Raw genomic sequence first — 17,946 nt, 5'->3', positions numbered from 1 at the left:
AGCCCCAACACAATGAGGACGGTTTGTCAAAATCTTTTTTACACACCGCCAACAAGTCGGCTTGTAGGAGTGACGAGGCGCGCGGGAAGGAGTAACCAATCGGCGCGAAAGAGTGATGCCACGCCGTCTGCCAACGTTATGTTTTGACGAATGTAGATTGGATGCCATTCAACCTCCGTAACACCTTGGTGACACCCCGTGACTCAAGTCACCAACCCGTCACGGAGGCGTTGAAATACTGTAGGGGTGTTCTAAGAATCAGGATGAGACGATTCTTAGAACACCCCTATCGCAAGGAGTCTGAGGACAGTGTGCCCGCAAAATGGTGGAAGGAAACGAAGAAGTGGGTTTGAAACTCAACACGGTTCCCGTGAACCGCGTGACGAACACCTTCTCACTGTTTCCAGGCATCAAGGATGCTGCTCGGTCGTCCGTCGGAAGAGAAAGCACCCATCTGATAGGCAGCCCAGCCGAAGGTGTTGTAGGAAGACGGCTTCCAGTTGGCATAGACCTGCGGTTCCCAATAGAACACACCGGCACAAACGGAAGGACCGAGCGCCTTCACCTTTGTCATGAAATCGTTTGCCACCTGCGTGCCAAGCGTGATGTTTGTCTGAATCACGCCAAACTCACTGACCATGACGGGCACGGCGTAGGCGACAGCCAGGCGTTTGATTTGCGTCACCGCCTGCGAGTTCAATGCGCTCCACGTCTGACCAGCGTCGTCCACCTGCGGATAGTGAGAGAGAGCAATCATGTCCATCTTCCCGCCCGCCTGTTTGAAGCGCTTGAACCACCAGTCGTTGTCCTCGTAGGCGTGGTTGAGATGCGGCATGACGTATGCCTCGGGGCAAATCTCCTTGGCTGCATCATAGCCTGCCATGTAGAGCTGCACAAACTTCGTCCATCCGCCGGGAAGGTCGCCCTGGTTGTTCCAAAGCTGTCCCGTCGGGTGCATCATGCCGTTGCGCGTTTCGTTGCCAATCTGAATCCAAGCCACGCTGACGCCTTGGGCGGTGACAGAAGAGAGCGTGGCTCGCACATGCTCTGCCACCTTGACCTTCAGCTCTTCCAGCGAGAGCCCCTCCCACTCGGCAGGCGTCTCCTGGCGCGAGGGGTCTGCCCACCAATCGGAGAAGTGGAAGTCAATCATCACGTTCAGTCCTGCCTGCTTTGCGGCGAGGGCTTTGGCTGTGACGTCGGCGATGTCGGAGAACTGACAGAATTTCTTTTCGGGATTCACCCAGACGCGGAGACGCACGGCGTTCATGCCGATTTCACGCATCAAGACGGGGCATTCGCGCTCCTGTCCGGCGGAGTTGAAGAAACGGCGACCGTCGGCTGCCATCTCAGTGTACCAACTGATGTCGGCACCGCGCACAAAGGCTGTCACGTCGTCGGGCGTGGTGGAGCCGCCGGGCTCGGAAGGAGGATTGGGGTCTTCAGGAGGAGTCACAGGAGGCGGAACAGAAGCCTCATCACCGCCGCAGGCTGTGAGACTGCAAACGGCAAATAGAGAAAGGAGAAAGAAATACTTTTTCATATTCTTATATTTGAACTAAGTAGTCACAAGAAAACCATAAAGGACAAAACTCACGGTGTGACGAAAGTCGAAGCATCCCCCCTACTTCACCTCCACGCTGAGTGTGGCGGGACGGAGTCCTTTCGCTTTGGCGCGCAGTTGGGCAGTGCCGGCTTGAGAACCTGCCTGCACAAGCATCATCAGCTGTCCGCCGAAAGCGTGCATGCGGGGAAGGTGGAAGAGTTCGAGGGAGGTGGCATCGCCGTTCGCCACGGCTTTGAAGCAGGCAGCGCCCTTCGCTTCCAATTCCACCTGTCCCGAGAAATGAGGACAGAGATTGCCCTCCTTATCCACCGCCTTCACGAGATAGTAGCCGATGTCTTTCCCATCGGCAGCCAGTGTCTCGGTGAACGAAGGTTCAATGACGAGGTGATGAGGCTTGCCTGCCGTCTTGACCGTCAGACTGTCCGCCTTGTTTCCGGCGGCATCGTATGCCACGACTTTGAGCGTTCCCGGTTCATAGACCACGTCATTCCACATCAGGCGATAGCGCTCTTCCACGGTTTTCGCGGTCTGGCGGTTCTTCTTGCTCAACCGTCCTTGGCTCTTTCCATTGATGAAGAGTTCGGCTGAGGGATGAGACGTATAGACAAAGACCGGAGTGACCTTCCCTTCGCGTCCCTGCCAGGTCCAGTGGGGCAACGCCCAAAGCGTCGGTTGCTTCTTGTTCCAGACGCTGCGATAGAGATAGAAACGGTCCTTGGGAATGGAAGCGAGGTCAATGATGCCGAACATGGAGGAGTGGTTGGGCCAGGCATCGGTGTCGTAGGGCGAGGGTTCGCCAAGGTAGTCAAAGCCCGTCCAAACAAACTGTCCCAGCGTCCATTCGTGGTCTTCGGCAAGAGCGAGGTCCACGTCGGGAATGTTCGACCAGGAGCAATACTCCAAATCATAGCTTGAACTCTGGTGGTCAGCAGTGACGACATCCGCCTTCTTCTCGACGGGGAAATGATAGACGCCACGGGAACTTACGGTCGAGGAGGTTTCCGAACCAAGCACGAGGTTCTGCGGCAGACGTTCGTAGGCTTCCTCGTAGCGGTGCGCCCGATAGTTGAATCCCGGCACGTCAAGCATGGCGGCAAAACCGTTGTCCAGCACGCAAGAGACTTGGTCCATGCCGCAGGTGACAGGGCGCGTGGGGTCTTCGCGGTGACAAATGTCACGCAAGAAAGTCGCCACCTTGTAACCCTCGGAAGAACACTGCGTCGGGACTTCATTTCCAATGCTCCACATGACGACGGAGGGATGGTTGCGGAACTGACGGAGCATGTTCACCATGTCGCGCTCCGCCCACTCGGCAAAGTAGCGGTGATAGCCGTTGTCGCATTTCGCGATGTCCCATTCGTCGAAAGGTTCAAGCATCATCATGAAACCCATCTCGTCGCAAAGTTCCACGAGTTCCGGCGCCGGCATGTTGTGGGAGGTGCGCACGGCATCGCAACCCATGTCCTTGAGCATGCGCAGCTGGTGGCGGATGGCACTGCGATTGACGGCAGCACCGAGCGGTCCGAGGTCGTGGTGGAGACAGACCCCTTGGAACTTGCGACGCTCGCCGTTCAGATAGAAGCCCTTGTCAGCCACAAACTCAATGCTTCGAATGCCAAAGGGAGTCTCGTAGCGGTCGGTCACCTTTCCACCCACACTGACTTCCGTCACAGCACGATAGCGGTGGGGCGTTTCGGGCGACCAAAGGCGCGGACGCTCCACCGTCAGATGCTGTTCAAAGGGCTGACCGTGGTTGAGATAGCCTCGGTTCGTTTTGGAAGCCACGGTCTTGCCGTTCTCATCCACGATGTCCGTCTTCAGCGTCAGCAAACAGGTGTCGGCGCCCTCAATGGTCGTGCGAAGACAGACAGAGGCATAGTCGGCAGCCACATGAGGCGTCGTCACCTGCGTTCCCCAAACGGGAATGTGGACGCGCTCCGTCTCCACCACCTTCACATGACGGAACAGTCCTGCGCCGGGATACCAACGACTGGACTGCGGTTTGTTTTCCAAATGCACCGCCAAGACATTTGCCTCGCCGTTGGAACGAAGCAAAGACGTGACGTCGCAGTGAAAGGCGTTGTAGCCGTAGGGCCAAAAGATGGCTTGTGTTCCATTGACATAGACCTTCGCTTCACTCATCGCGCCTTCAAAGACGAGACTGACCTGCTTGCCCGCCGTGGAACGGAAGGACGTGCGATACCATCCTTCGCCAACGTAGGGCAGACCGCCCGTGCGTCCCGTCTTGACCGATGCCTCCGTCTCGAAGTTCTGGGTGACTGCCACTTTCTGCAAGTCGTGGTCACGCGAGAAGGGACCGGTGATTGCCCAGTCGTGGGGAACATTGACACTTTGCCAGTTTTGGTCATTGAAATCAGGAGATTCCGCACCCTCGGCAGCTCCCTGATGGAAACGCCAGCCGTGGGTGAGGTCCTGCTCCGAGCGTTGGGCGCAAAGAAGCGAGGGAGACAGCGCCATGAGCGCCATCAAAAAGAAAGAAGAGAATTTCATGGTTTAGAGATTGTATGCGTCGGTCAGAAATCAAAGAAAAGAGGTCTTCGAACTCATCGCGTTTTCGAAGACTTCTTTGAAGGTGTTCCGCGGTTCAGCGAGCCAGGAACTTACCTCCGCGATAAAGATAGATGTGTCCTTTTTGAGGTTGAACCACACGGCGACCGCTGAGGTCATAAAGGGCGTGGTCGGTGGCAGACGTTGTGGAAGAGGAAATGCCGTCCAACAGGTGCTCCTCGCCCACGAGGGTGAAGGCATACTGACAACCGGTGTCGCTATGGTTCGTGCCGCTGCCCCAGTTGAAGACTTTCCAACCCTGTCCGGCATTGTTTGTCTGATTGAACTGAGAAGTGCCGCTGACAATGCCGAAGTAGCCCACGGTGGCTGCAACGAGGAAGTTCCATCCGGCAGCGGGTTGCGTGGCAGTGGCAGTGAGCGCCGTGTTGTTGGTGACGTCGGGATTCACAAAGAGACCGCTCACCTTGTTCACGATGTCGAAACTGCCGTCGCCGCGTGCCATGAACTTCCAAACGGAAGCATCGGTCGGAGCGGTCTCACCGATGAGTGCTTCGCCGTCACCGTAGCCCGTGGGATAGCGGCTGCCGCGGAGAGGCGTGCAGAACTGATACCAATAGACATCGTTGGTGGTGCTGAGTTGCGGCATCTCCACTTCCGTGAAGACATACTTACAACCGTCATCCGTCAGGTTGGTTCCGCTTCCCCAGTTATACACCTTATAAGACTGCGCGCTCTTCGTCTGGTTGAACTGCACGTTGCCGGAGGTGATGATGACGAACCCCATGGCATTGGACTTGGAGATGGTCCATCCGGTTGCGGGTTCTGCTGTCACTGTTTTCAGCGCGGTGTTGTAGTTGGCAACCGGAGAAATGTAGGTGTCGTCTGCCGCGTTCTGAATGTTCCAAGTGCCGTCGGTGCGTTTCACGAACTTCCACATGGACGCTTTGGAGGCGGTGGTGTTGCCGATGACTTCGGCGTCAGCACCTTGTGAAGTCGGATAGCGACTTTCGCGGAGGGGCGTGTTGAAAATGTAGAAGTGTGCCACGGTTTCACTGCTGGCTTTCGGCTGATTGATGCCGGCAGAAGCCACAGCGGTTTGCAGAGCCTCGCGGGCAGCGGTGAGCACTGAGATTTGTGCGTTGCGGGCTTCCGCGTCCATTTCTTCGCCGAGCGTGAGGCGCACAGCCTCCAACTGCTGACGGAAATCATTGGCGAGCGCCGTGTCGTAGTATCCGACCTTGTCGTTAAACTCCGTTCTCAACCAAGTGTCCAATTCATCGACGAAAAGCGAAACGCGCTCTGCGTCTGCATCAATGCACTGAGTGGGAGAGTAGATGAGTCCGTCCACCGCATTCTTTCCTTCCGTGTCGGTGAAGACGAAGGTGAACTGCCACTTGTCGCGACCCGTTCCGCCCTTGTTGACGTGAGGCAGGCGCATGAAGACCTTGTTCCAGCCCTGCTTCAGGGTGAGTTGCACGACGGGACGTGCGGTGAAGTTCTCGTTGGTCAGTCCGAGGGTGCTGTGGTCCTGCGGAATGCTTTGGTCGGCTTGTTGCCATTCCGGTGCGGGGATTTCGACGTCGTTGAGCCAAACCTTGGAGCCGCGGCGGTCCCACTGTCCGGCAATCGGTCCCATTTCACTGCCCGAGCGGCTGTAGTTGTAGAACTCAATCTGCGCACCGACCTGTTGTTCAACGGGAGAATAGACGTAAGTCCAAGCATAGGCAGTCTGGTTGTCGGCAGGACTGGAGAAGAAGGAAGGCACGGTCGGATGCCAAATGTGACGAAGCCAGATGCCGGCTCCGGTGGCGTTGTGAGTTCCATAGGTCTTTCCGTCCAATTCAAAAGAAGAAGGAAGAATCTCGTCGGTGCAAGTTTCGGGCGGCAGGGCGAGCGCATTGTTTCCGTTGTTGGGGAAGGGGTCGGTGATGCGCCAGCGAACGTTGGTTTGCTTGACGTAGGGGATGGGTTCGTTCTTCAGCGAGTGTGCTTTGTGGAAGAGGAAGCGACGCTCAAAGTCAGCGAACTCTTCAAATTCGTCGCCCACGTTCGGAAGGGTCGTTCCGCCACTTTCGATGTATGCCTTGCCCCCGCCCTTCCAAGCACGTTCGGCGGAAGCAAGGATGTTGGCGTAGATGTTGTTCTGACGGACGATGTCGGATTCGGTGGCAGTTTTGGTGTCGTTCCAAGCCGCACTGATTGTGCCTGCCACGTCTGCCGTGCCTTGCTGTTCGTAGAAGATGTTGCTCTTATAGATTCCCACCAAGTCGGCATAGACATCAAAGTGGTTGGTGTAGTTGTAGCGGCAGTCGATGTTGGGGAGTCCGCTGACAACTCTTCCGGAGGTTGCCCACATCTGCGTCATGTCACAGAGTGCAGCGGTGGGAGGACCTGCCACAAGGCGGTTCCACATGACCACCTTCTTGCCTTTGCCACGCACATAGTCAGCCATGGTTTGAAGGAAGTTGGGATAGGTGATGGTGACTTCGTCGCCGCCAATGTGAATGTAGGGGGCACCGGCGAAGACTTCTGCCACTTCGTCAAGCACGACTTTGAGTGCGGCGACGCCCTCGTCGCTTTGCATGTCAAAGCCCATGGCAGTCTTGAAGGCAGCACTGTGGCCGGGCATGTCAATCTCAGGGATGACGGTCACACCACGCTCGGCGGCGTAGTCCACCAACTCGCGGCATTGGTCTTGGGTGTAGAACTGTCCGGCATAGCGCGTCATGTTCTCGGCGGCGGTGAGTTGCGGGAAGGCTTTCACCTCAAAGCGCCAGGCGAGTTTCTCGGTGAGATGCCAATGGAAGACGTTCACCTTGAAACGGGAGAGGTTGTCAATTTCGCGCTTGAGTTCATCAAAACTCAAGAAAGAGCGTCCCACGTCGTGCATGAAACCGCGCACCTTGAAGGCGGGCCAGTCGGAGAGTTGGAGGCATTCGAAAGCAGCGCTGCCTTCCTCATAGCCTTCCGCCAACTGACGCAGGGTCTGGGCGGCACGAATCACGCCGGTGGCGTTGAGGGCACGAATCACCACGGCGTCAGAACTGATGTCGAGGCTGTAGGCTTCATCGGGGAAAAGGTTCACGCTGTGGTTGAACGCACCGGGAATCTCAGAGACGATTTCCACAGTGACGGTGGCAGAAGCGTCATCAGAGAGGGTGGCACCGGCTTCGGTGAGCACGGTCTGCAAAAGAGCGCAGGAGGTGGGGTCGGTGAGGCGCACACTGCGTTGCAAGTTGAAAGGAGTCTGTTTCACCGCTACCACTTGCTTGGGAAGGGGAAGCAGGTCAGAAATCTTCGCCACGGCGGGCTGCGTCAGACAAGCACCGGCAAGCAGCAAAGCACTGAGTGAAAGATTTTTCATAGTATCTGATGATTTAGAGTTTTTCTGTGATAAAAGGGCGTGGCGACAACGACTTCCATATATATAATAAGGTGTGGTCCCGCGATGAAGCCGTTGATTCACCATTCGCTTGCAAAAAAACAAAAAAAAGAGGAAATTGAATGAAGAGGAATGAATAAAAACACCGAAAAGCCGTTTAATATGGTACAAGATACGGCAAAGAAAAGGCTTTTTCCTTATTTTTGTGCAAAACCTTAGGCTCTTCAAAACGAAAATGCCTATCTTCGCCGAAAACGGTTCCTAATCCACATTATTATCATGGAAAACAAGCAAAACAACTACTGCATCATTCTGGCGGGAGGCGTCGGAAGAAGACTGTGGCCCGTGAGCAGCGAAACGCAACCGAAACAATTTATTGATTTCTTCGGAACTGGCAGAACGCTGCTGCAACAGACCTACGACCGCTTTGCTGACATCATGCCGGAATCGCATATTTTCGTATCTACCTTTGAAAACTACGTGGAGACCGTGAAGCAGCAGCTTCCGCAACTCCCACTTGAGAACATCCTTCCCGAGCCGGTTCAACTGAACACCGCGCCTTCCTCCATCTGGGCAACTTGGCACGTGGTCATCCGCGACCCAAAAGCCAATCTCGTGGTGACACCGGCAGACCAAATCATTCTTCGCGAAGAACGATTCAAGGAGCAAATTCTGAAAGGACTGGACTATGTGGACTCCCACGACACCTTCCTCGCCATGGGCGTCAAGCCGACCCAGCCGAACACCGCCTACGGTTACATTCAAAAAGGGAAGTCTCTGAACCACGCTGACCTCTACGCCGTCAAATCCTTCACCGAGAAACCGGAGCTGGACTATGCCCAAATGTTCATGGAAAGCGGTGAGTTCCTCTGGAACACGGGGCTCTTCCTGTGGAAAGGCGAAACGATGGGACACTTCTTTGACCACGTCAGAGGACGCACCACACCCGCCTCGGTGGAGAATCTGGCACAGCAAATGCTGACCATTGCCGAGGAAATGGACTATGTTCGCTCCACCTTCCCAAGCGAGGTGCCGCGCTCGCTCGACCTGCTCATCTTGGAACACTGCGAGAACGTGGCAGTGCAAGAATGTGACTTCGGATGGGCTGACGTGGGCTGCTGGCCCGAGGTTCACGCAGCCATGCACACTGATGCCGACGGCAATGCGGTCAGCGGAGACAGTCAGGTGATTTTCTCCGGCTCAAAGGATTGCATGGTCGTGCTTCCCAACGGCATGAAGGCAGTGGTCGCAGGCTTGGACAATTTCCTGGTTGCACAAAAAGAGGGCATGCTGATGATTTGCCCGAACACCAATTCCGACCTCATCCGAAAACTAATCAACGAAGCACGGATGAACCTGTTCTAAAAAAGGGGTGTTCTAAAAATTAGGTTGAAAACGTAAGCACTTTCTTTTGAACGATCCTTATCCCGTAATTTTTAGAACACCCCACAACACTTCCTAAACACATGACTGAAAGAAAAGAACCGCTGACCGTCGTGAAGGTGGGCGGAAAGATTGTAGAAACCCCCGAATCCCTGGAGAAACTGCTGAACAACTTTTCTCAGATCGAAGGACACAAACTGCTGGTTCACGGCGGCGGCAGATCTGCCACCGCTTTCGCCTCAAAGTTGGGCATCGAAACTCAGATGATTGACGGACGCCGCGTGACAAGCGCTGAGATGCTTGACGTGGTCACCATGGTCTATGGCGGGCTCGTCAACAAAAATCTCGTGGCGAAACTGCAAGCCTGTGGCGTGAACGCACTCGGACTGACGGGTGCCGACATGAACGTGATGCTTGCCCACCGACGCCCCGTGAAAAACGGCGTGGACTACGGCTTCGTCGGGGACGTTGATTCCGTGGACGCTTCTCACCTCGCCTCTCTCATCCGCTCCGGCATCACGCCCGTAATGGCACCACTGACCCACAACGGGGAAGGCACGCTGCTGAACACGAACGCCGACACCATCGCCGGCGAAACAGCCAAAGCACTCGCCTCCGAATTTGACGTGACGCTCGTCTTCTGCTTTGAACTTGCCGGAGTGCTGGCTGACCCGGACGATGAGGCAAGTGTCATTGCTCACATCAACGCCGAGACTTTTGAAACGCTGAAACGCGATGGCATCGTGGTGGGAGGCATGATTCCGAAGATTGAAAACAGCCTCGCTGCAGTGAGAGCAGGCGTGAAACGCGTCATCATCACTCGAGCCGACGCCCTCGGCACTTCAAAAGGAACAACCATTGAATGAGATTTGCCGAGACATGGCAAGAATACTCTTAGAAAACGCTTAGAATGAACGCTTACGAAATCATGGCTCCCGTCGGTTCAAGGGAGGCGCTTGCCGCCGCCTTGCAAGCCGGAGCCGATTCCATCTATTTTGGCATTGAAGCACTCAACATGAGAGCGCACAGCGCCAATCACTTCACCATTCGTGACCTCCACGAAATCGCAGAGACCTGCGCCAACCACGGTGTCAAATCCTATCTCACGGTGAACACCATCATCTACGACACCGACCTCGAACTCATGCAGCAAATCTGCCGCGCCGCCAAGGAAGCGGGCATCTCGGCGGTCATTGCGTCGGACGTGGCGGTTCTTTCCTACTGCCAAGAAATCGGACAGGAAGTGCATCTCTCCACCCAGTTGAACATCTCAAACGTGGAGGCGCTTCGCTTCTATGCCCGCTTCGCCGACGTCGCCGTCCTTGCACGTGAACTGAACTTGGAGCAGGTCGCCCACATCCACCGCGCCATCGAAGAAGAACAGATTTGCGGTCCGTCGGGAAAACCCATCCGACTTGAGATGTTCTGCCACGGCGCGCTGTGCATGGCGGTCAGCGGAAAGTGCTACCTCTCCCTGCAGAACCTTGGACGCTCCGCCAACCGCGGCGAGTGCATGCAGGTCTGCCGCCGCAGTTTCACCGTCACTGACCGCGAGACGGGGATGGAGTTGGACGTAGATAACAAATACATCATGAGCCCAAAGGACTTGAAGACCATCGGCTTCATGGACAAAATGGTGGAGGCTGGCGTCAGCGTCTTCAAAATCGAGGGAAGAGCCCGCGCCGCAGAATACGTCTATACCGTTGTGAAATGCTACAAAGAGGCACTCCGTGCCGTGCTCGACGGAACTTTCTCTCCGGAGCGCGTGGCGGAATGGGACAAACAACTTGCCACCGTCTTCAACCGCGGCTTTTGGGACGGCTACTATCTCGGACAAAAGATGGGAGAATGGAGCAAGGTCTATGGTTCGCAAGCCACGGAGCGAAAACAATACATCGGCAAAGGACAGAAGTATTTCTCCCGCCTCGGCGTGGGCGAGTTCCTGCTTGAAGCGGGGGGCTTCCAAGTGGGAGACAAACTCCTCATCGTGGGACCGACCACCGGCGCGCACTATGTCACCGCCACCGACATCCACGGCGACCATGGGCCGGTGCAGAAGGCGGAGAAAGGCATGCGCGTCTCCATTCCCGTGCCCGAAAAGACCCGTCCCTCCGACAAACTCTATCTGATTGTTTCCTCTGAGAAGTAGTCTGCTTTTACTACCTTTCTCTACTTCCCTTCTCTATACATTCATTCCCATGACTCTTGTATTTGATTATGGCGGCGTCATCGTTGACCTTGAACCCACACGCTGCATCGAAGCCTTTCAACGCTTAGGTCTTGACATTCGTCCCTTCTTGGGCACCTATCGTCAAGGCGGTGTCTTTTCTCTGCTCGAAGAAGGGCGGATAGACGTGCCCACGTTCTGCCGCGAACTCCGAAAACTCGGCATCCGAGAAGAAGTCACCGACGAGGAAATTGTGAAAGCGTGGGAAGACTACACGGTGGGGATTCCAGCCGAACGCCTCGCTCTGCTGGAGAAAATTCACGCGAACTATCGCACCGCCGTGCTCAGCAACACAAACCCCATTCACTGGCAACAGGCGGAAGAGAAGTTCTTCACCTCCTGCGGTCGTCGGCGCGAGGACTATTTTGAACAAGCGTTCCTCTCCTACCGTCTGCAACTTCAGAAACCGGACCCTGCGCTCTATGCCCGCGTTGCCGAGGAGTTGGGCGAGAAACCGGAAGACATTCTCTTCTTCGACGACAGTCTCACGAATTGCGAAGCCGCTGAGCAATGCGGTTGGAAAGCCCTTCTGGCTCCCGCGAATAGCGGCTGGTTTAAATATTTTGACGCTCATGGCAAACTTATCCTTCCATAAACTCTCGGCGTTCCCCTTCGACGAGTCGGCAGGCTTCTGCGCCACCATCGGTTTCTTCGATGGTGTCCACCGCGGTCACCATTTTCTCATTGAGGAACTGCTCCGCACGGCTTCCGAACGCCGTTTGAACCCGCTGGTCATCTCTTTTGAAGAACATCCGAAACTGGCTCTCTCGCCGGCAGGCTACTGGCCCGAACTGCTGACAACGAACGATGAAAAGCTGAAATTGTTAGCACAAGAAGGGATTCCCGCCGTCGCCCTCCTTCACTTTGACGTTGCCATGTCCCGCCTCACCTCGGCGGAGTTCATGCAGCAAATCTTGCGTGACCACCTGAATGTGCGCTGTCTGCTCACGGGCTATGACCACCACTTTGGCAGCGACCGCGCCTCCGGTTTCCGAGACTACGTGCTGCAGGGCAAAGACTTAGGCATAGAGGTCGTCAAGGCGCAACCCTTTGAGTGCGACGGCATCCGCATCAGTTCTTCTGCCACTCGCCGCTTCCTTCATGCCGGCAACGTGGAGATGGCTCGGATGTGTCTCGGTCGTCCCTATCGGCTCTCGGGCATCGTGGTGGAGGGTCACAAAGCGGGGTCGGCGATGGGGTGGCCGACAGCAAATCTCCAGCCGCGGTGTGCAGAGCAGGTGGTGCCGGGCAAAGGGGTTTATGTCGCCAAGGCGGTGATTCACGATGGAGACTCTTTCGCCTCTGCCGGATTCAGTTATATGGCAATGGTGAACATCGGCTGCCGCCCGACCTTGGACAACGGGAACGACTGTACCATTGAAGCACACCTCTTGGACTGGACGGGCGACGCACTCTACGGTGCTCACATGACGCTCTGCTTCTATCGGCGCATCCGAGACGAAAAACGCTTCGCCTCCATCGAAGAACTTCAAGCACGCATCGCACTCGACGCGGACTTCGTCAAAGAATTCTTCGCTTCAAACGCACCTGAAGACTGAAACTTGGAATCTGAAAACCGAAACAAAAAACCGAAATAGCGGCTTCGCCTCCCTCACTCATGCTTCCTTCCATTCTTCTTCTCCTTCTTTTTTTCGCGGCGCAACTGCTTGCGCTCGTGCTGACCATCATTTTTTTCATGCCAGAGATTTCTGTGGCGCCTCTTGACCCCGCCGTACTGATGAATCTCCCGCCGGTCGGTTTCGGCGTCAGCCTCTTCTTTGCCGAGTTGCTGCTTTCGGTGGGTATATATATATGGTATCGTCGCGACCGCGTCAAGGACGTTCCCGTGGCAGTGACAGAAGCAGACTCTTCACGGATGATGATTCAATCCTGCGTCGGCACACTTTTGTTGGCACTGGGACTTTCGTTTCTGTTCGCCCCGTTCGGACTGGACGACGCCGGCACACAAGCCATGTTTGAACAACAGAAGAACAATGTTTTCTGTGTGGCGTTGCTCTGTCTCGTCGGTCCGGCATGTGAAGAGTTGCTCTTCCGCGCCGGCATCACGCGGGTGCTCTTCCGCCGCGGGCTTCCCGCCTGGGGGGCTGCCGCTCTCGCCGCTTTCTGCTTTGCTCTCTTCCACGGCAACTGGCAACAGGGACTGCCCGCCTTCTTCATCGGCATCCTCTTCGGCTTACTCTTTCTGCGCACCGGCGACATGCGTCTCTGCCTTCCCGCCCACATTCTCAACAACGCCCTCGCCGTGCTGCTTCTTTGTTTCCCCTCACTGAGCGAAGCAACAGAATCATTCCCGCTCTGGGCAAACCTTGCGCTCGGCACGCTCCTCACCATCGCCGGCATCGCCGTTCTCCTGCCCATCGTTCGTCCCGTGTGGCGTGAAAAGATTGTTTCCTCAAAGAATTAGTATTCTCCGACTTCATGAAAATACGAAACATTGACCTCGGTCCTCGCCCCGTGCTGCTTGCTCCCATGGAAGATGTCACCGACATCGGCTTCCGTCTGCTGTGCCGCAGTCTCGGTGCTTCCATGGTCTATTCTGAGTTCGTCGCCTCCGACGCTTTGGTGCGCATGGTCGGGAAGAGTCTCGACAAACTGCGCGTGAGCCCCGACGAACGTCCCGTGGCGATTCAGATTTACGGCAAAGACCCGATAGCCATGCGCGACGCCGCCCAGATTGTGGTGGAGAAGGCGCACCCCGACGTGCTGGACTTGAACTTCGGCTGCCCCGTGAAACGAGTGGCTGGAAAAGGCGCCGGCGCGGGACTTCTGCAGAACATTCCGCTCTTGCTGGACATCACGCGCCACGTCGTGGACGCGGTCTCTGTTCCCGTCACCGCCAAGACGCGATTGGGCTGGGACTCGGAACACTTGGTCATCACCTCCCTCGCCGAACAACTTCAGGACTGCGGCATCGAGGCACTCACGATTCACGGCAGAACCCGTGCGCAAATGTATCAAGGTCAGGCGGACCACAGCCTCATCGGCGAGGTGCGACGCAACCCACGCATTCACATTCCCATCATTGCCAACGGCGACATTGCGGACGGAAAGACCGCACAGCGACTCTTTGACGACCTTGGCGTAGATGCCGTCATGGTGGGGCGTGCCACCTTTGGCTGTCCTTGGATTTTCAAGGAGATTCGCGACCACTTGGACGGAACGAGCCTTGACGTCAGCCAAGCCATTTCCACCGATGCCGCTCCACTCTCTGACGCTTGGAAACTCGCTGTTTTGAAGCAGCAGGTGAACCTCAGCGTGGAGCGTTGCGGCGAACGCAGCGGCATTCTCCACTCCCGTCGTCACCTCGCCGCCACGCCATTGTTCAAGGGGATTCCCGACTTCCGCCCGCTGCGCATTGCCATCCTCCGCGCCGAAACAACCGAAGAACTCTTCGCCCTCATGGACGAAGCCTTCCAAAAACTCTGCGCCGCACGCGAACACAAACCGAACGTATGAAAATCGACGCTCTCGCAACAATGCACTCAGTGAACGAAGAGCAGACGCCAACCCCGTCCCGCCGTCCCTTGTCACGTGTGAGCCGCGCGGCGGTTTGGTTGATGTGTCTGCCGATACATTTCTACCGTCACTACATCTCGCCCTACACTCCTCCCGCCTGTCGCTTCACTCCCACCTGCTCGCAGTATGCGCTGGAAGCACTCCGCAAGCACGGTCCTCTCAAAGGCACGTGGCTCGCCGCACGCCGCATCCTGCGCTGCCATCCTTGGGGCGGCAGTGGTTATGACCCCGTGCCGTGAGGCGGTGATTACGCAATCCATTGAGCCCATTTATCGGACAGCAAGGATTCACGGGTCAGACGGTCTTGACGAACCAGGCATACAACAACAAAAATCCGAACCGGGAGACCGATTCGGAATTTGCGCTTCAGGATGGGCTTGAACCAACGACCCCCTGATTAACAGTCAGGTGCTCTAACCAACTGAGCTACTGAAGCAAAACAACTTGCGGAAACGATGAGAAGAAAGTCTCTTTCCGTAATTGCGGTGCAAAGGTAGAGATAATTTTGAATTTAGCACTATCTTTGCAGAGAAAATTTGCAAAAAATTAGAATGAAAAGAATCCTGGGCATTGGGAACGCACTCGTGGACTCGCTCGTGCAGATTCCCAACGAAGACTTGTTGCAAGAATTTGACCTCCCCAAAGGGTCCATGCAACTCATCCGAACTGAACGCTACCTTCAAATCCAAAAAAGGTTGCATTCCATGAATCCGCTACGCACAACCGGAGGCTCAGCGTGTAACACCATCCTCGCCATCGCCAACATGGGAGGCGCCCCAGGACTGATTGGCAGAGTCGGGAAAGACGAGCCCGGCGACTTCTTTGCCGCCAACTGCAAAGAACACGGCATCGCAGCCCGACTGATTCGCGACGAGGAACTGCCGACGGGCGTGGCTTCCACGTTCATCACGCCTGACGGACAACGCACTTTTGGTACTTATCTCGGCGCTGCCGCCGCACTGGAAGCGGAAGACGTGAAGCCGGAATGGTTTGACGACTATGACTTCTTCTACATTGAAGGATATCTCGTGCAGAACCACGCGCTCATCCGACGCGCCGTCGAACTTGCCCACGAGGCGGGACTGAAGGTTTGTCTGGACCTTGCGAGCTACAACATCGTGCTCGAGGAGCGCGATTTCTTTGAGGAACTCCTGCATCAGACCGACATCGTCTTTGCCAACGAACAGGAAGCAGCTGCCTTCACCGGCGAAGACCACGCGAAACACAATCTTCACCGCCTCTCTGACCTCTGCGAACTGGCGGTGGTCAAGATTGGCAAACGAGGCGTGTGGGTGAAAAGGGGCGACGAAACTGCCCACTGCCCCGCCCGCGAGGTGCCACACGTCGTGGATACAACAGCAGCGGGCGACTATTTCTCCGCCGGCTTCCTCCATGCGCTCTCCACGAACAGCAGCCTGACAGCCTGTGCTGAACTCGGTTCACTCCTGGCAGGACACATCATTGAAGTGGTCGGCACCGCCCTAAGCCCGGAGACATGGGCACAAATCAGAAACTCGTGGAACGAAAACGTTTGATGAACCCGCCTGCCACACGGCTTTTCCAAGTCAATTTCTCAGATGAAAACACTTTCCCTTATATTATTTATGGTGTGCCCGCTCCTCGCGAGTGCGCCGCTCGCCGCACAAAACAGCGACAACCACAATTTTGACGTCTCCAAGCAGCTGGACATCTTTAACTCTGTCTATCGTGACTTAGACCTCTACTACGTGGACACGTTGAACGCGGAGAAGAACATCCGCAATGCGCTGGACTACATGCTTCAACAACTGGACCCCTACACGGAGTACTATCCGCAGGAGAACACGGAGGACTTGAAGCTGCTTTCCACAGGAAAATATAGCGGCATTGGCTCAAGCATTCAATTTCAGGAAGCATCGGGAAGATGTGTCATCGGCTTGCCCTACGAAAATTCTCCCGCTGCCACAAGCGGACTCCTCCCGGGCGACATCCTGCTGAGCATTGACGGTAAGGACTTGGGGACGTGTCACGAGAAAGATGCAGACAAGATTCAAGACTACTCCGAAAGCGTCAGCAACAAATTGCGCGGCGAATCCGGCACGACAATCGTGGTGAAGGTGAAGCGTCCCGTCCTTGACAAAGTGATGACATTTCAAATCACTCGCCAAAAAGTCAGTGTGCCCAGCGTCTCTCTCGCCACACTGGTTGCCGACAGCATCGGATTCATTAGTCTTTCTAAATTCATTGAGGGTTCTGCCAACGAAATCCGCCGCGCCCTGACAGAACTGAAACAACAAGGAGCCCGCTCACTGATTCTTGACCTGCGCGACAATCCGGGCGGCGTGATGGACGAAGCGGTCAGCACCGTGAACCTCTTCATACAACGAGGCAGAGAGGTGCTTCGGACACGTGGAAAAGTGAAAGAAGCAAACCACGTCTATAAAACCACTCTTGACGCACAGGACCCGGACATCCCGCTGATTGTGCTGACAAACTTCGGCACAGCCTCAGCGGCTGAAATCACCAGCGGCGCACTGCAAGACTATGACCGAGCCATCATCTTGGGCGAACGAACCTATGGCAAAGGGCTCGTGCAACAGAGCCGCGAGATGCCCTACAACGGCGCACTGAAGATGACGTGGGCGAAATACTACATTCCCTCCGGACGCTGCATACAAGCCTACGACTTCAAGGACGGCATGCCTGTCCACAAACCGGACTCCCTCGCCAAAGAGTTTTTCACCGCTGCCGGAAGAATTGTGCGCGACGGAGGTGGCATCACGCCGGACATCGTTGTCAAAGCGGACAGCCTGCCGCGCATCATCTACTACCTTACGCAGAGCGAACAACTGTTTGACTACTGCGTGGAATATCGCATCAAACACGCCTCCATCGGAGAACCCGAGAAATTCCACTTGACGAACGAAGAGTATGAGGAATTCTGCAAATATATGCAAGAAAAAGGCTTCACCTACGACCGTCAAAGCCTGCACTACCTGGAAGTGCTGAAAAAGGTGGCACGCTATGAAGGCTACGAACAAGACGCCAAGGCGGAATTGGAGGCTTTGGAAAAGAAACTGACGCACGACGTGGTGACCGACCTGCACCGTTGGGAGAATCTCGTGAGACAAGCCGTGGAAGCCGCCATCGTGGCGAACTACTATTACAACGCCGGCAGCGAGCGCTATGCTCTTCAATACGACAAGCAACTGAAAGAAGCCATCCGAATGCTGCAGAACAAGAAGGAGATGCACAAACGCCTCACGGGCGAGCCGGAAGCATAAATAGGAGATTCATCCGCTTCGAAAAAACACTTCGGAAGAAGTTTTTACTAATAACGAA

Annotated in this window: 13 protein-coding genes and 1 tRNA gene; 10 read left to right on the top strand and 4 right to left on the bottom strand. The window is 55.7% G+C overall.

Features of this window, described 5'->3' with window-relative positions:
- Positions 1 to 394 precede the first annotated feature (394 nt).
- The 3 genes from I6E40_RS00605 to I6E40_RS00595 all read right to left on the bottom strand — a co-directional run bounded on the left by I6E40_RS00605 (position 395) and on the right by I6E40_RS00595 (position 7,460).
- Complete coding sequence (locus I6E40_RS00605) at positions 395 to 1,543, bottom strand: glycosyl hydrolase 53 family protein (RefSeq protein ID WP_235384907.1); 1,149 nt, start codon at positions 1,541 to 1,543, stop codon at positions 395 to 397.
- Between the two features lie 81 nt (positions 1,544 to 1,624).
- Complete coding sequence (locus tag I6E40_RS00600; protein WP_235384906.1) at positions 1,625 to 4,078, bottom strand: glycoside hydrolase family 2 TIM barrel-domain containing protein; 2,454 nt, start codon at positions 4,076 to 4,078, stop codon at positions 1,625 to 1,627.
- Between the two features lie 94 nt (positions 4,079 to 4,172).
- Positions 4,173 to 7,460, bottom strand: coding sequence for a family 20 glycosylhydrolase (locus I6E40_RS00595; RefSeq protein WP_235384905.1), 3,288 nt, complete (start codon positions 7,458 to 7,460; stop codon positions 4,173 to 4,175).
- 297 nt (positions 7,461 to 7,757) lie between these two features.
- On the opposite strand from I6E40_RS00595, the gene I6E40_RS00590 reads away from it, so the two are divergent.
- The 8 genes from I6E40_RS00590 (at position 7,758) to yidD (ending at position 14,864) form a co-directional block, all read left to right on the top strand.
- Positions 7,758 to 8,843 (top strand): mannose-1-phosphate guanylyltransferase, encoded by a 1,086-nt coding sequence (locus I6E40_RS00590; RefSeq protein ID WP_235384904.1) that lies wholly within the window; start codon positions 7,758 to 7,760, stop codon positions 8,841 to 8,843.
- A 101-nt stretch (positions 8,844 to 8,944) separates the two neighbouring features.
- Positions 8,945 to 9,727 (top strand): acetylglutamate kinase, encoded by a 783-nt coding sequence (gene argB, locus I6E40_RS00585; RefSeq protein ID WP_235384903.1) that lies wholly within the window; start codon positions 8,945 to 8,947, stop codon positions 9,725 to 9,727.
- A gap of 44 nt (positions 9,728 to 9,771) precedes the next feature.
- A complete protein-coding gene (locus I6E40_RS00580; RefSeq protein WP_235384902.1) occupies positions 9,772 to 11,010 on the top strand; it encodes a peptidase U32 family protein in 1,239 nt (412 codons plus the stop codon).
- A 49-nt stretch (positions 11,011 to 11,059) separates the two neighbouring features.
- Positions 11,060 to 11,683 carry an HAD family hydrolase gene (locus I6E40_RS00575; RefSeq protein ID WP_235384901.1) on the top strand — a complete coding sequence of 208 codons (624 nt, stop codon included), beginning with the start codon at positions 11,060 to 11,062 and terminating at the stop codon, positions 11,681 to 11,683.
- Positions 11,661 to 12,647: a riboflavin biosynthesis protein RibF gene (gene ribF / locus I6E40_RS00570; protein WP_235384900.1), complete on the top strand. Its 987-nt coding sequence runs from the start codon at positions 11,661 to 11,663 to the stop codon at positions 12,645 to 12,647. Before I6E40_RS00575 ends, ribF begins: the two co-directional genes overlap by 23 nt.
- A gap of 59 nt (positions 12,648 to 12,706) precedes the next feature.
- Positions 12,707 to 13,513: a CPBP family intramembrane glutamic endopeptidase gene (locus tag I6E40_RS00565; protein ID WP_235384899.1), complete on the top strand. Its 807-nt coding sequence runs from the start codon at positions 12,707 to 12,709 to the stop codon at positions 13,511 to 13,513.
- A gap of 14 nt (positions 13,514 to 13,527) precedes the next feature.
- Positions 13,528 to 14,565, top strand: a complete 1,038-nt coding sequence (locus I6E40_RS00560; RefSeq protein WP_235384898.1) for a tRNA dihydrouridine synthase — start codon at positions 13,528 to 13,530, stop codon at positions 14,563 to 14,565.
- 101 nt (positions 14,566 to 14,666) lie between these two features.
- Positions 14,667 to 14,864: a membrane protein insertion efficiency factor YidD gene (gene yidD, locus I6E40_RS00555; RefSeq protein ID WP_317207386.1), complete on the top strand. Its 198-nt coding sequence runs from the start codon at positions 14,667 to 14,669 to the stop codon at positions 14,862 to 14,864.
- Positions 14,865 to 14,987: 123 nt separating this feature from the next.
- Here yidD and I6E40_RS00550 read toward each other — a convergent pair.
- A tRNA-Asn gene (locus I6E40_RS00550) sits at positions 14,988 to 15,061 on the bottom strand.
- A 115-nt stretch (positions 15,062 to 15,176) separates the two neighbouring features.
- Here I6E40_RS00550 and I6E40_RS00545 point away from each other — a divergent pair.
- Both I6E40_RS00545 and I6E40_RS00540 read left to right on the top strand, forming a co-directional pair.
- Positions 15,177 to 16,160 carry an adenosine kinase gene (locus I6E40_RS00545; RefSeq protein WP_235384896.1) on the top strand — a complete coding sequence of 328 codons (984 nt, stop codon included), beginning with the start codon at positions 15,177 to 15,179 and terminating at the stop codon, positions 16,158 to 16,160.
- Positions 16,161 to 16,202: 42 nt separating this feature from the next.
- Positions 16,203 to 17,888 carry a S41 family peptidase gene (locus I6E40_RS00540; RefSeq protein WP_235384895.1) on the top strand — a complete coding sequence of 562 codons (1,686 nt, stop codon included), beginning with the start codon at positions 16,203 to 16,205 and terminating at the stop codon, positions 17,886 to 17,888.
- Positions 17,889 to 17,946: the final 58 nt, after the last annotated feature.

Origin of the sequence: Prevotellamassilia timonensis, assembly GCF_021531665.1 — a bacterium.
Taxonomy (GTDB): Bacteria; Bacteroidota; Bacteroidia; order Bacteroidales; family Bacteroidaceae; genus Alloprevotella.
Note: the sequence above shows the minus strand (reverse complement) of the source record. Positions and strands in the feature narration are given on the sequence as shown.

Coding starts and splice junctions, on each gene's coding strand:
- I6E40_RS00605 (WP_235384907.1), bottom strand. CDS start 1,543: ATGAAAAAGTATTTCTTTCTCCTTTCTCTATTTGCCGTTTGCAGTCTC.
- I6E40_RS00600 (WP_235384906.1), bottom strand. CDS start 4,078: ATGAAATTCTCTTCTTTCTTTTTGATGGCGCTCATGGCGCTGTCTCCC.
- I6E40_RS00595 (WP_235384905.1), bottom strand. CDS start 7,460: ATGAAAAATCTTTCACTCAGTGCTTTGCTGCTTGCCGGTGCTTGTCTG.
- I6E40_RS00590 (WP_235384904.1), top strand. CDS start 7,758: ATGGAAAACAAGCAAAACAACTACTGCATCATTCTGGCGGGAGGCGTC.
- argB (WP_235384903.1), top strand. CDS start 8,945: ATGACTGAAAGAAAAGAACCGCTGACCGTCGTGAAGGTGGGCGGAAAG.
- I6E40_RS00580 (WP_235384902.1), top strand. CDS start 9,772: ATGAACGCTTACGAAATCATGGCTCCCGTCGGTTCAAGGGAGGCGCTT.
- I6E40_RS00575 (WP_235384901.1), top strand. CDS start 11,060: ATGACTCTTGTATTTGATTATGGCGGCGTCATCGTTGACCTTGAACCC.
- ribF (WP_235384900.1), top strand. CDS start 11,661: ATGGCAAACTTATCCTTCCATAAACTCTCGGCGTTCCCCTTCGACGAG.
- I6E40_RS00565 (WP_235384899.1), top strand. CDS start 12,707: ATGCTTCCTTCCATTCTTCTTCTCCTTCTTTTTTTCGCGGCGCAACTG.
- I6E40_RS00560 (WP_235384898.1), top strand. CDS start 13,528: ATGAAAATACGAAACATTGACCTCGGTCCTCGCCCCGTGCTGCTTGCT.
- yidD (WP_317207386.1), top strand. CDS start 14,667: ATGTGTCTGCCGATACATTTCTACCGTCACTACATCTCGCCCTACACT.
- I6E40_RS00545 (WP_235384896.1), top strand. CDS start 15,177: ATGAAAAGAATCCTGGGCATTGGGAACGCACTCGTGGACTCGCTCGTG.
- I6E40_RS00540 (WP_235384895.1), top strand. CDS start 16,203: ATGAAAACACTTTCCCTTATATTATTTATGGTGTGCCCGCTCCTCGCG.